The organism is Rhizobium sp. NZLR1 (genome assembly GCF_017357385.1).
Lineage (GTDB): Bacteria > Pseudomonadota > Alphaproteobacteria > Rhizobiales > Rhizobiaceae > Rhizobium.
On record NZ_CP071632.1, the window covers coordinates 2,201,425 to 2,214,775 of the forward strand.

A 13,351-nucleotide genomic window follows, 5' to 3' on the forward strand; every position below is an offset into this window, starting at 1 on the left:
TCAGGCTCCAACGACGCTGTCGAGTTCACGGTAGTCCGGCAGGCTGCGGTCGATCACCTTGCCGCGGCGAAGCACGACGCGGTCAGACTGCGGACGGGAAAGAAATTCGCTCCAGCGCCGGGCGCTGAAGAGCACGAGATCGGCCAAGGCGCCAGCGGCGATGCGCCCCTTGTCGGGCCGGCCGAGAATATCCGCAGGCGAGGTGGTGACGACGCGCGCGGCCGTGTCTAGCGGATGATCGAGATGCAGAATGCGCACCGCCTCGCGCAACACCTCGACCGGGTCGAGATCACCATACGCATAGAAGGGATCACGCGTATTGTCGGAGGCCACTGCCGTCGCAACGCCGGCCGCCGCCAGTTCCTTGAACAGGGTGACGCCGCGCCAGCGAGGCGTCCGGCCGGGGTAGCGGTCCTGCAGATAGAGGTTGCACATCGGCAGCGAGACGATGGAAAGGCCGGCTTTTGCGACGAGCTCGACCGTGCGTTTTGCCGTCTCCTCGTCCTGCCTGGCGAGCGAGCAGCAATGGCCTGATGTCACCTTGCCGTCGAACCGATTGCGCAGCACGGCTTGTGCGATCGCCTTCAGCGTCTCGGCGGCAGGATCGTCGCTCTCGTCGACATGAAGATCGACGTCGAGGCCGTTATCGGCGGCAGCCCTGAAAAGCACATCGAGTTGGCTGTCGAGATCGGCGGTCATCCGGGTGACGCCGCCGATCAGCCCGCCTTTTTCGCGGACGACGGTGACCAGGTCGGCGAAATAGGTCGCGTCCACCATATTTTCCAGCGGGAAGAGCGCCACCGCCTGCAGCGTAATCCTGTCTTTCCAGGCCTCGCGCATCTCGGCAAAAACCTCGAAGGAAATACGGTGCTGCGGCGCCAGCGAATCGAGATGCGTGCGGATCAGGCTGGTGCCGTGCGCATAGGCCGAACGCAGCGAGAATTCCATGCGCTTGCTGACATCAGCCGCCGACCAGTGCGCCTCCCGGTCCGTCCGCACCGCGTCCAGGGCGCCGATGAAGGTGCCGTCGGGATTGGCGTTGCGCGGCCAGATATGCCCCTTGTCGAGATGGGTGTGCATGTCGGTGAAGCAGGGCCAGACCATGCCGTCCTTCAGATCGGATCGTGGTAATTCCACCGGCGCTGCGCCCGCCGGCAGCAGCGCGGAGATGACGCCATCGGCGATGACGATATCCGCCTTGACCAGCCCGTCGATCGCCGGCGCGTCAAATCCCTCGACGGCGACGGCAGGCAGCGTCGCATTGCTCAGCACGAAGCGGCCGGCATTGGGCGGCGAAAGGAAGGAATAGGTCATCAGTTTTCTCGTTTCAGGCTGCTCTCATGCCAACGGTGCAGGGCGAGCCAGGAAATGAAGGAGGTGACGGCGAAGATCGCCACGCCAAGCAGGGAGAGCATCAGCAGCGCGGCGAAGAGGCGCGGAATGTTGAGCCGATATTGTGCTTCGAGCAGCCGGAAGGCGAGGCCGGAGCCGGCGCCAGCCGAGCCTGCCGCGAATTCTGCGACGACGGCGGCGATCAGCGCCAGACCGCCGCCGATCCTGAGGCCCGTCATGAAATAGGGTTGGGCGGCGGGCAGTTTCAGAAAGAGCAGCGTCTGCCAGCGCGAGGCGCCGTAAAGCTCGAAGAGGTTGATGAGATTGTGGTCGACGCTCTTCAGCCCCTGGACCATGTTCGAAAGGATCGGGAAGAAGGCGACGAGGAAGGCGCAGATCAGCAGCGCCACCTGGGTCGACGGCGCATAGATCAGGATCAACGGCGAGATCGCCACGACAGGCGTCACCTGCAGGATGACGGCAAGCGGATAGAAGGCAAGCTCGATCCAGCGCGACTGCACCAGGAAGATCGCAAAGCCGACGCCGCCGACAAGGGCCAGCATCAGCGACAGGAAGGTGATCTTGGTGGTCACCCAGAGGGCAGGGGCAAGCGTACCCCAGTCCGTCACGAAAGCGTTTGCCACTGCGGCCGGACCCGGCAGGATATAGGGCGGCACGCCCGAGAGCTTCACATAGGCGTACCAGATCAGGATCAGCAGGCCGATAATGAGGAAGGGGATGGTGATGCGCAGGGCGAGATCGCGGCGCCTTGCGCCTGCGACATGGGGAATGGCATTTGCAGCAAGGTGAGGGAGCTGCGGCGGCGTATCAGTTTGGTCACGCATCAATGCTCTCCCGCCGCGTTGATTGCCCCGATCAGCGAAAGGGAGACCGTCTCACACGCCTTCCGGTATTCTTCCGAGGTGCGGTAATGCTCGTCGCGTTCCAGGCTGGTGGTCAGAGGAACATCGGCATGCACGCGTCCGGGCCTTGCCTTCATCACAACGATGCGGTTCGAGAGATAGGCGGACTCGAAGACCGAATGGGTGACGAAGATGACGGTGATGCCGGTCGCCTTCCAGAGCCGCAGCACGTCGTCGTTCAGCCTCTGCCGAGTGATTTCGTCAAGCGCCGCGAAGGGCTCGTCCATCAAAAGCAGCTTCGGTTTCGTCACCAGCGCGCGGGCGATAGAGACGCGCATCTTCATGCCGCCGGAAAGTTCGCGTGGATAGGCTTTGGCGAAATCCTGGAGGCCGACGGTGGTCAGCACCTGCATGATTTCTGCATGCGCTGACGCCTTCGAAATCCGCCTCAACCTCAGCGGCAGGTGGACATTGTCGAACACGTTCTTCCACGGCATCAGCGTCGGCTCCTGGAAGACGAAGCCGATATCGCCCTCCGGCAGGCCCTTCGAATTGATGCGCGAACTCGGCCAGCCGATCGTTCCCGACGTCACGTCGCCAAGGCCGGCGATGATGCGCAGCGCCGTCGACTTACCGCAGCCGGAAGGGCCGAGCAGGCTGACGAACTCGCCGCTTTCGACAGTGAGCGACATGTCGGAAAGGGCAACGGTGCCGCTGGAAAAGACCTTCGAGACCGACTGCATCGCGACCAGCGGCCGCTTGCGCGTCTCTTGCGGGGATCGGGCCTGGGCTTCTGCTAAGGGCATGCCTGTCTCATTCACCAGGGGAGGATGGGGTCCGCCACCTCAGTCGGACCATCGGCCGACGTCGGAGGGCTTACTTCTTCATCGCCATTCCGGTGCTCTTGCAGACGAATTTCGTCGTGAAGGCCTTGGTGTAGTCGGTCTCCGGCTTGAACACCTTGATCGCCACCATCTCGTCGAAGAACGCCTTGTAATGCGCGTCGGTGATGCAGCCGATGCCCTTGTCCAGGCTGTCACCGGATTCGATGATGCCGTATTCCTTCATTTTGGCGATGGAGTAGGCGATCTGGCCATCCGTCATTTCAGGATTGTCCTTCTTGATCAGCTCGTTCGCCTTGCTGTTGTCGCCGTAGAGGTAGTTGTACCAGCCCTCGATCGAGGCATCGACGAAACGCTGGACGACATCCGGTTTGCTGTCGACCATCGTCTGCGTGGTGGTGATCATCGTCGAATAGGGCGAATAGCCGTTATCGGCGAGCAGGAAGACCTTCGGTTCGAAGCCGGCCTGCTTCTGGATCTCGTAGGGCTCGGAGGTGAGGTAACCCTGCTGGGCGGATTCCTTGTCGGCAAGGAATGGCGCGGGGCTGAAATTGTAGGGCTTGTACTGCTCGTCCTTGAAGCCCTTGTAGTTCGCCTTCATCCATTCGAAATAGGTGAGGTAACCGTCCTTGCCGAGAAACAAGGTCTTGAGCTTGGCGAGGTCCGCGAATTTGTCGATACCCATGTCCGGATGGGCGATCAGGACCTGCGGATCCTTCTGGAAGATCGCTGCGACGTCGACCAGCGGGATGCCCTGTTCGACAGCCGATATCTCGCCCTGCGGCCCACCCATGTAGAAATCGATCTTGCCGGAGATCAGCAGCGCGCTGTTGGCCGCGTTCGGGCCACCCTGGACGATGGTGACGTCGAGGCCGTGTTTCGCATAGGTGCCGTCGGCGACCGCCTGGTAGAAGCCGCCGTGCTCGGCCTGCGCCAGCCAGTTCGTGCCGTAGCTTACCTTATCGGCCGCATGCGCCGAGACAGCAGCGGCGAGCGCGCCGCCAAGGCCGATGAGCGCGGAAAAGACCGTATTCTTCAGTGCATTGGGCATGATCAGCGTTCCCCTTCTGAGTTCGGAACGCCCATTGCGACGCCCGATTTTCTTCATTGGAGCGATTGCTTTGCTCTTTGAAAAGCATCAAATTTCGTGCGCAATGATGCCTTTTCGGCATCTCATCAGAAGCCTGTGCCTAATTTGTGCTGTCTGCTTTAATTTTATGCAACGAGGTTGCGATGCTGCACTCCAGAAAGCTTATCTACATCAATGAGATCGCGCGCTCCGGCTCGATCCGCAAAGCCGCAGCGCGGCTGAACGTGGCGTCATCGGCGATCAACCGGCAGATTCTGGCGCTGGAGGAGGAAATGGGCGCTCCGCTCTTCGAGCGCCTGCCGCGCGGCCTGCGCCTGACGGCGGCCGGTGAACTCTGCATCGAACATATTCGCGAGGTGCTGAAGAATTACGAGCGGCTGGAGGGGCGCATCCGCAGCCTGAAGATGCAGCAGGCGGGCAAGATCCGCCTGGTCACCACGGTCGGCCTTGCCGCTGGGCCGCTGCCGGAGATCATCGCCCGGTTCCAGTCGGAACATCCGCGCGTCTTCATGCAACTGCGCAATGATGCCGGCACGACAACGGTCAATCCGGTGCTGTCGGGCGAGGTGGATATCGGCCTCGGCTTCAATATCCCGGCGACACCCGGCATTCGAACGCTCGGCAGTTTCGATATTCCGATCGGCGTGGTGCTGCCGCCCGGCCATCACCTGATCGGTTCGGGTCCGATCAACCTAGCCGATATCGTCCAGGAACGCCTGGTGCTGGCCCAGCAGGGCACCAGCCTGCGTGAAGTGATCAACCTGGCGCTGGCGCGTCTCGATGTGCATGTCGAGCCGGTGCTTGAAACCAATGCGTCGGAGATGCTGAAGAAGCTGGTCAAGTCAGGGGCGGGGCTGACGATGCTGAACCCGCTCGACGTCATTACCGAATGCCGGCAGGGCGAGCTCGTCTTCCGGGCGATTGCTGAACCGCACGCGCGCCAGCAGCCGATGAAGCTTTTTGCCCGCGCCCGTGCGCCGCTCGATTCCGCCACCAGCCTGTTCGTTGAATATCTGCTGGCCGAACTTGCCGGCCTCGTGCAGGAACTGCAGGCCAAGGGCCATATCGCGATGGAAAAGCCGATCACCCAGTAGGTCGCCCTGGCCGGCGCTATTGTGAATAAAGGTTGGAAAGCGGATAGCGCGTCAGGTCGTAAAGCAACTCGATGAAGCCCCTGACTTGATGGCGGCAGATCGCTTCGCCTTTTTTGACGGTTCCGAGCGAGGCGTCGCCGACGACGCCGTTCGGATTGAGGTCGTGGGCGATCCAGGCGAGCGAATGGGGCGGCAGCGGCTGGATGTATTTCGATTGCTCGCGCATCCATTCGGCCTTGGACGCAAAATTCTGCGCCTTGTCCATCCGCACCAGATCGGGGCGGAAATGGAGCATCAGCGAGGTCTCGACCTCGCCGCCATGGATGCCGTATTTCAACTCGTGCTCGCTGATCATGCCTTCGGGATGGCCGAAGCGGCCCCATTGCGTCGAGATGACGGCCATCTGGTAGCGGACGCGCAGCTCGCGCGCGACGATACTCATGATGTCGACATTGCCGCCATGCGAATTGACGATGACCATCTTGCGGATGCCGGCTTCGGCAACCTTGGCGCCGATCGCCGTCCAGACTGGAATGAGCAGCTCAGCGCCGAGCGACAGCGTTCCCGGTCCGTAGATATGTTCGTTCGCCTTGCCGATCTCTTGCGTCGGCAGAACCAGGAAATCGAGATCGTCAGGCTTCTGCTTTCGCAGTTCGGCCAGCATGCCGTTGGCGATCGCCACATCGGTCGCGATCGGCAGGTGCGGGCCGTGCTGTTCCGTCGAGGCGATCGGCAGGATGGCAATGGTCGTATTGGCCGAAAGTCCGGCGAAATCGGAGCTGTTCAGTTCGTTCCAGTAAAATGGCATTGCCATCGCCGCGCCTCTCATTGCCGTTTCGACAGTGAGTAGGAAATATCGCTGCACGCGAAAAGCATCAATTTGCGCCCGCACCGATGCCTTTTTGCGGATGATACAGCAACGAGGGCCGCGCAGAGGGCAGACAGCGGGGGCAGGCGGTAACCATTGCATAAGCCCTGGATGCGGCTGGGAACTCACTGGAGCCATTGCGCCGGCGCGCCTGCAATGGTTTTCTAGCGCCTCTGCAATTCAACGCTCTCCGGTGATTCCCAATGTTCGATATTCTGTGGCGCGGCCTGGCGATCGGTGCTGGCGCAACCATCCTCATGGACCTCTGGGCGATCGTGCTCACCAAGGTTTTCGGCCAGACGGCGCCCAATTGGGCCCCGGTCGGCCGCTGGTTCTGGCACCTTCGCCGCGGCAAGGTCTTTCACGACAGCATCGCCGATGCCGAGCCCTATACGCATGAACTGGCGCTCGGCTGGATCAGCCACTACGCCGTCGGCATTCTCTATGGCTTGATCTTTGCGCTCATCATGGGGCAGGCGTGGCTGGCGGCACCGACATTTCTCCCCGCCTGGATCTTCGGTATTCTCACCGTCGGAGCAGGGTGGTTCCTGCTGCAGCCCGGCCTCGGCATCGGCTGGGCCGCATCGAAACATCCGACGCCGAACAAGGTGCGGTGCTTCAATTTGCTCGCGCATACGGTTTTTGCGCTCGGGCTCTACGGCACGGCGCTGATCATTCGCTGAGACTGAGGCCTGCCCCTCACCCAGCCAACCGGGGTCGAGCCACTCGTCTCGACCCGTCCTTCGGACCGCCGTAAAAAACGGGGAGAGGGGACGTGCCGTGCGAGAGCTAGCGGGGATCGGAGAGGTCGCGGCTTGTCCCCTTCGCCCCGTTTACGGGGAGAAGGTGGCGGCAGCCGGATGAGGGGCCGCCGTCCGCGCGAACCTCGCCCTACCGCGCCGCCCAGTTGGCGCCGCGGCGGAAGATGGTCTTCATCTCGGGCACGTCGAATTCCTTGGCCTGGTGGCCGAGTGAAGAATAGAAGACCCGGCCCTTGCCGTATTTCCGCTTCCAGACGACGGGCATGACGACGCCGTCGATCCAGTAGGCGTGGTTGCCGGTGAATTTGGTCGTCGCCAGAACCTCGTTCGAGGGGTCGACATGCATGTAATATTGCTCCGACGTGTAGGGGAAATCGGCAATGCCCTCCATCAGCGGATCGTCGGGCCGGGTGATGTTGACGGTATAGTCGATGATGTTGCCGGGGTGCGCCACCCATTGGCCGCCGATGATGAACTGGTAATCGACCGAGTCGCGGAAGGCATCGCCCGCGCCGCCGTGATAACCGGCGATGCCGACGCCGCTCTCGATGGCGGCGGCGAGGTTCTTGACCTCCTCCTTCTCGATCTTCGACATCGTCATGATCGGCACGACGAGGCTGAGATCGTGGACCGAAGGGTCGGCAAGCGCCTCGGTGCCGTGTTCGAGATAGACCTTGAAGCCGTCCTCCTCGAGCATGGTCTTGATGACTTCGGCGCATTCCTGCGGCTCGTGGCCGCTCCAGCCGCCCCAGACGATCAGTGCTTCACGCATAGTCTTTCCTCCTGAATTTATTTCGCCAGCCGTCCGTCGACGATGGAATCGGACAAGGGGGCGGGGCGCACCACCGCCGTGGTGATCGCCACCGTGCGCCCGGTCGCAGACGCGGTGTGGAACGCTTCCATGACTTCGAGCACATGCAGCGCCAGATCGCCATTGGCCCGATGCGGCCGGTTGGAGCGGATCGCATGCGCCATGTCGGCAACGCCGAGCGAGCGATAATTGCCGTCGGCATAGGGTGCTGTGAGTGGCTGGTCCTCGAATTCGCCGCCCTTCTTCAGATATTCCACCGGGCCGCCGAATTTGTTGGGATCGGGGACGATAAGCGTGCCCTCGGTTCCGTAGATTTCGAGCGGCACATGCTTGTGGCCGGCGACATCGAAGCTCATGGCGATCTGCACGACGGCGCCGTTCTCAAAACGCATCATGCCGGCGACATGCGTCGGCACATGCACGGGAATATGTTCGCCGTTGCGCGGCTCGCTGGTCACCAGACGCTCTGTACGCGGCGTCGACGCAAAGCCGACAACCTCAGACACCGGCCCGAGCAGATTGACGAGATCGGTGATGTAATAGGGCCCCATATCGAGCATCGGCCCGCCGCCGACTTCGTAATAGAAGGCGGGGTTCGGATGCCAGCGCTCATGGCCCGGGCACATGAAGCTTGCCGAGCCGCCGACCGGCTGGCCGATGACGCCCTGGTCGATCAGGATGCGGGCCGTCTGGTGGCCGCCGCCGAGGAAAGTATCGGGGGCCGCACCGATGCGAAGATTCCGCGCTTTGGCGGCGTCGGCCAATTTTTTCCCTTCTGCGAAATTAATCCCGAGGGGCTTTTCCGAATAGGTATGTTTGCCGGCTTCGAGGGCCTGCAGCGCAACAGCGACATGGGCTTTCGGGATCGTCAGATTGACGATGATCTCAACCTTGGGGTCGGCGAAAAGTTCCTCGACGGTCTTTGCCGGAACGTTGAATTCGATAGCCTTTGCCTCTGCCAGTTCCCGGTTGAGATCGGCGACGCCGCGGATATCGAGAATGGGAAAGGATGCCATCGCCTTGAGATAGGCGCCCGAAATATTGCCGCATCCGATGATGCCGATACCGACTTTATCCATGAAGTCCTCCATTCATTATGATTGTGCTGCTCGTCAGAGCGCCGGCCCCGTCGTGCTCCAGGGCGATTCGTAGAGTTCGTAGAGCGCCACCGCAGCCGCACCCTGGGCCCAGAAATCATCGGTCGAATCGTCGAAGACGAGTTCGCTGACGCCGCGCAGCGACGGCGGAATGGCGAGCGCATAGGCATCGCGCAGGCTGTTCAAAAACGGCTCGCCGAGCGCCAGGCTCGATCCCACCAGAATGACCCGTGGCGGCGCAAACAGCGTGACGATGTTGGCAACGGTCAATCCCACCGCTTCGCCGGCGCGGATGGCAGCACCAATCAGCCGGTCGTCATCGGCCTTGATCAGCGCCTGGGCATGGTTCATGCCGCGCCCGAGTCGGATCGCTTCGGCAAAACGCCCATCGGCCAGCTGTTCGCCGAGGATTGCGCTTTCGCCGGCCTGGCTGAACAGCCGCACGACGCCATTCGGTCCTGTGCCGAGCACGAGGTCGCCGAGATTGTGGCTGAGGCCGCCGGCGCCGCGAAACAGGCTGTTGCCGTGCAGGACGCCGAGCCCCAGCGTCTGCTCCAGCGAAATCAGCACCATATCCTCGAGATCGCGCGCCTTCCCGAACCAGTGATGGCCGAGCGTGATGGCGTGCGCATCGCTTTCGACGATGGTTGGCGTCGAAAGCCGCGTCGACATCTCGGCGGCGAAATCGACATTGGTGTCGCGAAAGATCGGGCTGCTGCGGATATAGCCGGTGCGGTGCTCGATGACGCCGGGAAAACCGAGGCAGACGCTGTCGACGTCTTCAAGCGACAGCCCGGCATCGACGACACAGCGCCTGACGCCATCCTCGACCAGATCGGCAATCACGCCGATCGGCTGCCGGTCGAGGCGGATCGGCAAAGCCAGCTTCGACAGCACGTCGCCGCGGAAATTGGTGACGACGAACACCATCCGGTTGGCGGCGATCTTGCCGCCGACCACACGCGCCGCATCGGGATTGAGTTCCAACATCACCCGCGGCCTGCCGCGCACCGCCTCATTGCGGATATCGCCTTCGTGACGCGGCAGGATCAGCCCGTCGTCGAGAAGCGAGGCGGTGATAGCGGAAACCGTGGTGGTGGAGAGTTCGGTGCGCTCGCTGATCTCGATCCGCGAGATTGGACCATGGCGCCGGACGGTATCGAGCACGTTCAAGCGATTGATCGCGCGCATTAATTCGGGATCTGCGGTCTTCATGGGAACTAGCCAGGCAAGCGTTTCGTTGGGCGGAACCCAAATATTTATAACGGGTTACGAAATAAATAGCCGGCAATTTCGTGGCCATGTCAAGCGCATTTGATAAAAATAGCGGCATTGGGTTGACATTGGATGAAAGCTCCGGTGAATTAATCCGCATAGGGGAAAAATTGTGAGGATAGACCCCTGGGAGGAAAAATCATGAATTTTATGCACAAAAGCGCCGCTCTCGGCGGCAGGCGCATCGCATCCGTGGCCGCGGCAGCCGGCCTGTTGCTGTTGGGGGCAGGCGCCGCCTCCGCGACGACGGTGGTCAAGTGGCTGCATCTCGAGCTCGACCCGAAAAACGTCGCGGCCTGGGAAGACATCGTCAAGAAATACGAAGCCCAGCATCCCGACGTCGATATCCAGATGCAGTTCCTCGAAAACGAAGCCTTCAAGGCCAAGCTTCCCACTCTGCTGCAATCCGACGACGTGCCGGATTTCTTCTTCAGCTGGGGCGGCGGCGTCTTGAAGCAGCAGTCCGAGACCGGCGCGCTGCAGGATGTGACGGCAGCCCTCGATGCTGATGGCGGCAAACTGCGCAACGCCTATACCCCGGCCTCGGTCAACGGCCTGACCTTTGACGGCAAGACCTGGGCCATCCCCTATAAGGTCGGTCTGGTCAGCTTTTTCTACAACAAGGCGCTGTTTGCCAAGGCCGGCGTCAAAGCCGAGGACATCAAAAGCTGGGCCGATTTTCTCGCCACGGTGAAGAAGATCAAGGCGGCCGGCATTGTGCCGATCGCCGGCGGCGGCGGTGAGAAATGGCCGATCCATTTCTACTGGAGCTATCTCGTCATGCGCGAAGGCGGCCAGAAGGTTTTCGACGCGGCCAAGAACGGCGAGGGCGAAGGTTTCCTTGATCCCGCCATCGTCAAGGCCGGCGACGATCTCGCCGAACTCGGCAAACTCGAACCGTTCCAGCCCGGCTATCTCGGCGCGACCTGGCCGCAGACGCTCGGCGTCTTCGGTGACGGCAAGGCGGCGATCATCCTCGGCTTTGAAGCAACCGAAGCCAATCAGCGCAAGAATGCCGGCGACGGCAAGGGCCTCGCACCTGACAATATCGGCCGTTTCGTCTTCCCGACGGTCGATGGCGGCGCCGGCAAGCCGACGGATACGCTCGGCGGTCTGAACGGCTGGGCCGTTACCAAGAAGGCCTCCAAGGAAGCGATCGATTTCCTCGCTTTCCTGACGAGCGCGGAGAATGAGCGGGTGATGGCCAAGGCCGGCATGCTTCTGCCCGTTGCCGTTGGCGCCGATGATGGCGTCGTCAATCCGCTGCTGGCCGAATCGGCCAAACAGCTTGCGGGTTCGACCTGGCATCAGAACTTCTTCGATCAGGATCTCGGTGCTGCCGTCGGCCGTGTCGTCAACGACGTCTCGGTGGAAATCGTCTCCGGGCAGATGAATTCCAAGGACGGCGCCCAGATGATCCAGGACGCTTTCGAACTGGAACAATAACCAGCGCCAGCAGACCCTTCCCGGCGCTCCCAGCTAAAGAGCGGGAGCGCCGGCATTGCTGCCGACGACATGCGAAAGCAGGACCCATGGCCAATATTTCAGTCCCATCGATGACATCAGCCGCACGGCCGGCACGGAAAGCCGCAAACGCCAGGAGCTCGGTCGCCCATGACCGGCTGACGGTGCTGTTGATCTTTCTGCCGCCGGCGCTCCTGCTATTCACGCTCTTCGTCATCATGCCGATGGGCGAGGCGGCCTGGTACAGCCTCTACAAGTGGAACGGCTACGGGACGCCGACCGAGTTCATCGCCCTGCGCAATTTCCAGGTTCTGTTTCGAAATGCGGCTTTCACCCAGGCGCTGCTCAATAACGGCCTGATCATCGTGATCTCGATCTGCATCCAGGTGCCGCTGGCCATCTGGCTTGCCACCATGCTGGCCCACCGCATTCCCGGCGTCGTCGCCTACCGCCTGATCTTCTTCCTGCCCTATGTGCTGGCCGACGTTGCCGCCGGCCTGATCTGGCGCTTCGTCTATGATGGCGATTACGGTCTGTTTGCCGCTGTTTCCAATTTCTTCGGTTTCGCCAACCCTTATGTGCTCGCCGATAAGGACCTGGCGATCTATGCCGTGCTCGGCGTCATCGTCTGGAAATATTTCGGTTTCCACATGATGCTGTTCATCGCCGGCCTGCAATCGGTCGACAAGAGCGTGCTGGAGGCAGCCGAGATCGACGGCGCCACCGGCTGGCAGAAATTCCGCTATGTCACGCTGCCGCTGCTCGGCTCGACCTTGCGCCTCTCGATCTTCTTTGCCGTCGTAGGCTCGCTGCAGCTCTTCGACATGATCATGCCGCTGACCGGCGGCGGGCCATCCAACTCAACGCAGACGATGGTCACCTTCCTCTACACCTACGGCGTCATGCGCATGCAGGTCGGCCTCGGCAGCGCCGTCGGCGTGGTGCTGTTCATCATCTGCGTCACGCTCGCCTTCGGTTACAAAAGGATCTTCATGCGCCATGACTGATATGAGTTCTTCCATCCGCATGCGCACCTCGACCCGCGTCTATCTCTACGTGTCGCTGAGCCTGATTGCCGCGATCGTGCTCGTGCCGCTGCTGACGACGGCGCTCGGCGGCTTCAAGACGTTGGGCGACCTGCGCACCAATCCCTTCGGCCTGCCGATAGAGTGGCAATGGGCAAACTATACCGACATTCTGTTCGGCGAGCGCTACTGGCTGCAGATCGGCAATTCGCTGGTTATCGCCGCGCTCACCGTGCTCTTGACGCTGATCGTTTCGTCGATGGCCGCCTTCGCCTTTGCCCATGTCCGCTTCTTCGGCTCCTCCTTCCTGCTCAATTATTTCCTGCTCGGCCTGATGTTTCCGGCGGCAACCGCAATCCTGCCGCTCTTCATCCGCATCCGCGATCTCGGCCTGCTCGATACCTATTGGGGCGTGGTGCTGCCGCAGGTGGCCTTCGGCCTCGGCATGAGCATCCTTTTGTTCCGAAACTATTTCCGCAACCTTCCGGAAGAATTGTTTCAGGCGGCCTTCGTCGACGGCTGCGGCTATCTCAGATTCTTCTGGCATATCTCGCTGCCGCTTTCCCGGCCGATCGTCGCCACCGTCAGCATCATCTCCTTCGTCGGCAGCTGGAACAGCTACATCCTGCCGCTGATCATGTTGAACTCCGAATCGAAATATCCCTGGCCGCTCGGCATCATGGTCTATCGCGGCGAATACGGCACCGAATGGCAGCTGGTGCTGGCCTTCATCACGCTGACCATCCTTCCCACAATCATCGTCTTTTTCGTCGCCCAGAGACACATCATCGCCGGCCTGACCGCGGGCGCCGTGAAGTCCTGAGCCGAA

Annotated in this window: 13 protein-coding genes; 5 read left to right on the top strand and 8 right to left on the bottom strand. The window is 61.6% G+C overall.

What is annotated here, in order from left to right; genetic code table 11:
- The 4 genes from J3O30_RS11055 to J3O30_RS11070 form a co-directional block, all read right to left on the bottom strand.
- Complete coding sequence (locus tag J3O30_RS11055) at nt 1-1,314, bottom strand: cytosine deaminase (RefSeq protein ID WP_207584161.1); 1,314 nt, start codon at nt 1,312-1,314, stop codon at nt 1-3.
- A complete protein-coding gene (locus J3O30_RS11060; protein ID WP_246762750.1) occupies nt 1,314-2,177 on the bottom strand; it encodes an ABC transporter permease in 864 nt (287 codons plus the stop codon). The genes J3O30_RS11055 and J3O30_RS11060 overlap by 1 nt, the downstream gene beginning before the upstream one ends.
- Nucleotides 2,177-3,001 carry an ABC transporter ATP-binding protein gene (locus J3O30_RS11065; RefSeq protein ID WP_207584162.1) on the bottom strand — a complete coding sequence of 275 codons (825 nt, stop codon included), beginning with the start codon at nt 2,999-3,001 and terminating at the stop codon, nt 2,177-2,179. Before J3O30_RS11065 ends, J3O30_RS11060 begins: the two co-directional genes overlap by 1 nt.
- A gap of 70 nt (nt 3,002-3,071) precedes the next feature.
- Nucleotides 3,072-4,088, bottom strand: a complete 1,017-nt coding sequence (locus J3O30_RS11070; protein WP_207584163.1) for an ABC transporter substrate-binding protein — start codon at nt 4,086-4,088, stop codon at nt 3,072-3,074.
- A gap of 182 nt (nt 4,089-4,270) precedes the next feature.
- On the opposite strand from J3O30_RS11070, the gene J3O30_RS11075 reads away from it, so the two are divergent.
- On the top strand, nt 4,271-5,221 hold the full coding sequence (locus J3O30_RS11075; RefSeq protein ID WP_207584164.1) for a LysR family transcriptional regulator: 951 nt from the start codon (nt 4,271-4,273) through the stop codon (nt 5,219-5,221).
- Nucleotides 5,222-5,237: 16 nt separating this feature from the next.
- Here the strand turns inward: J3O30_RS11075 and J3O30_RS11080 are convergent, their stop codons facing one another.
- Nucleotides 5,238-6,035, bottom strand: a complete 798-nt coding sequence (locus tag J3O30_RS11080) for a creatininase family protein (RefSeq protein WP_207584165.1) — start codon at nt 6,033-6,035, stop codon at nt 5,238-5,240.
- Nucleotides 6,036-6,292: 257 nt separating this feature from the next.
- Here J3O30_RS11080 and J3O30_RS11085 point away from each other — a divergent pair, with 257 nt between their 5' ends.
- Nucleotides 6,293-6,772: a DUF2938 domain-containing protein gene (locus J3O30_RS11085; protein WP_207584166.1), complete on the top strand. Its 480-nt coding sequence runs from the start codon at nt 6,293-6,295 to the stop codon at nt 6,770-6,772.
- Between the two features lie 208 nt (nt 6,773-6,980).
- On the opposite strand, the gene J3O30_RS11090 is transcribed toward J3O30_RS11085, so the two are convergent.
- The 3 genes from J3O30_RS11090 to J3O30_RS11100 are packed head-to-tail and all read right to left on the bottom strand — an operon-like array spanning nt 6,981 to nt 9,973.
- Nucleotides 6,981-7,622: a ThuA domain-containing protein gene (locus J3O30_RS11090; protein ID WP_207584167.1), complete on the bottom strand. Its 642-nt coding sequence runs from the start codon at nt 7,620-7,622 to the stop codon at nt 6,981-6,983.
- A 17-nt stretch (nt 7,623-7,639) separates the two neighbouring features.
- Complete coding sequence (locus tag J3O30_RS11095; protein ID WP_207584168.1) at nt 7,640-8,740, bottom strand: Gfo/Idh/MocA family oxidoreductase; 1,101 nt, start codon at nt 8,738-8,740, stop codon at nt 7,640-7,642.
- 33 nt (nt 8,741-8,773) lie between these two features.
- Nucleotides 8,774-9,973: an ROK family transcriptional regulator gene (locus tag J3O30_RS11100; protein WP_207584169.1), complete on the bottom strand. Its 1,200-nt coding sequence runs from the start codon at nt 9,971-9,973 to the stop codon at nt 8,774-8,776.
- 201 nt (nt 9,974-10,174) lie between these two features.
- Between J3O30_RS11100 and J3O30_RS11105 the strand changes: the two genes are divergently transcribed.
- The 3 genes from J3O30_RS11105 to J3O30_RS11115 all read left to right on the top strand — a co-directional run bounded on the left by J3O30_RS11105 (nt 10,175) and on the right by J3O30_RS11115 (nt 13,345).
- Nucleotides 10,175-11,479, top strand: a complete 1,305-nt coding sequence (locus tag J3O30_RS11105; RefSeq protein WP_207584170.1) for an extracellular solute-binding protein — start codon at nt 10,175-10,177, stop codon at nt 11,477-11,479.
- Nucleotides 11,480-11,565: 86 nt separating this feature from the next.
- A complete protein-coding gene (locus tag J3O30_RS11110; protein ID WP_207584171.1) occupies nt 11,566-12,504 on the top strand; it encodes a sugar ABC transporter permease in 939 nt (312 codons plus the stop codon).
- Nucleotides 12,497-13,345, top strand: a complete 849-nt coding sequence (locus J3O30_RS11115; RefSeq protein WP_207584172.1) for a carbohydrate ABC transporter permease — start codon at nt 12,497-12,499, stop codon at nt 13,343-13,345. Before J3O30_RS11110 ends, J3O30_RS11115 begins: the two co-directional genes overlap by 8 nt.
- The last annotated feature ends 6 nt before the right edge of the window (nt 13,346-13,351 follow it).

Excerpts from the sequence above, each read along its gene's own strand:
- J3O30_RS11060 (WP_246762750.1), bottom strand. The coding sequence starts at position 2,177 with ATGCGTGACCAAACTGATACGCCGCCGCAGCTCCCTCACCTTGCTGCA.
- J3O30_RS11070 (WP_207584163.1), bottom strand. The coding sequence starts at position 4,088 with ATGCCCAATGCACTGAAGAATACGGTCTTTTCCGCGCTCATCGGCCTT.
- J3O30_RS11095 (WP_207584168.1), bottom strand. The coding sequence starts at position 8,740 with ATGGATAAAGTCGGTATCGGCATCATCGGATGCGGCAATATTTCGGGC.
- J3O30_RS11085 (WP_207584166.1), top strand. The coding sequence starts at position 6,293 with ATGTTCGATATTCTGTGGCGCGGCCTGGCGATCGGTGCTGGCGCAACC.
- J3O30_RS11065 (WP_207584162.1), bottom strand. The coding sequence starts at position 3,001 with ATGCCCTTAGCAGAAGCCCAGGCCCGATCCCCGCAAGAGACGCGCAAG.
- J3O30_RS11090 (WP_207584167.1), bottom strand. The coding sequence starts at position 7,622 with ATGCGTGAAGCACTGATCGTCTGGGGCGGCTGGAGCGGCCACGAGCCG.
- J3O30_RS11105 (WP_207584170.1), top strand. The coding sequence starts at position 10,175 with ATGAATTTTATGCACAAAAGCGCCGCTCTCGGCGGCAGGCGCATCGCA.
- J3O30_RS11080 (WP_207584165.1), bottom strand. The coding sequence starts at position 6,035 with ATGGCAATGCCATTTTACTGGAACGAACTGAACAGCTCCGATTTCGCC.
- J3O30_RS11110 (WP_207584171.1), top strand. The coding sequence starts at position 11,566 with ATGGCCAATATTTCAGTCCCATCGATGACATCAGCCGCACGGCCGGCA.
- J3O30_RS11075 (WP_207584164.1), top strand. The coding sequence starts at position 4,271 with ATGCTGCACTCCAGAAAGCTTATCTACATCAATGAGATCGCGCGCTCC.
- J3O30_RS11100 (WP_207584169.1), bottom strand. The coding sequence starts at position 9,973 with ATGAAGACCGCAGATCCCGAATTAATGCGCGCGATCAATCGCTTGAAC.
- J3O30_RS11055 (WP_207584161.1), bottom strand. The coding sequence starts at position 1,314 with ATGACCTATTCCTTCCTTTCGCCGCCCAATGCCGGCCGCTTCGTGCTG.
- J3O30_RS11115 (WP_207584172.1), top strand. The coding sequence starts at position 12,497 with ATGACTGATATGAGTTCTTCCATCCGCATGCGCACCTCGACCCGCGTC.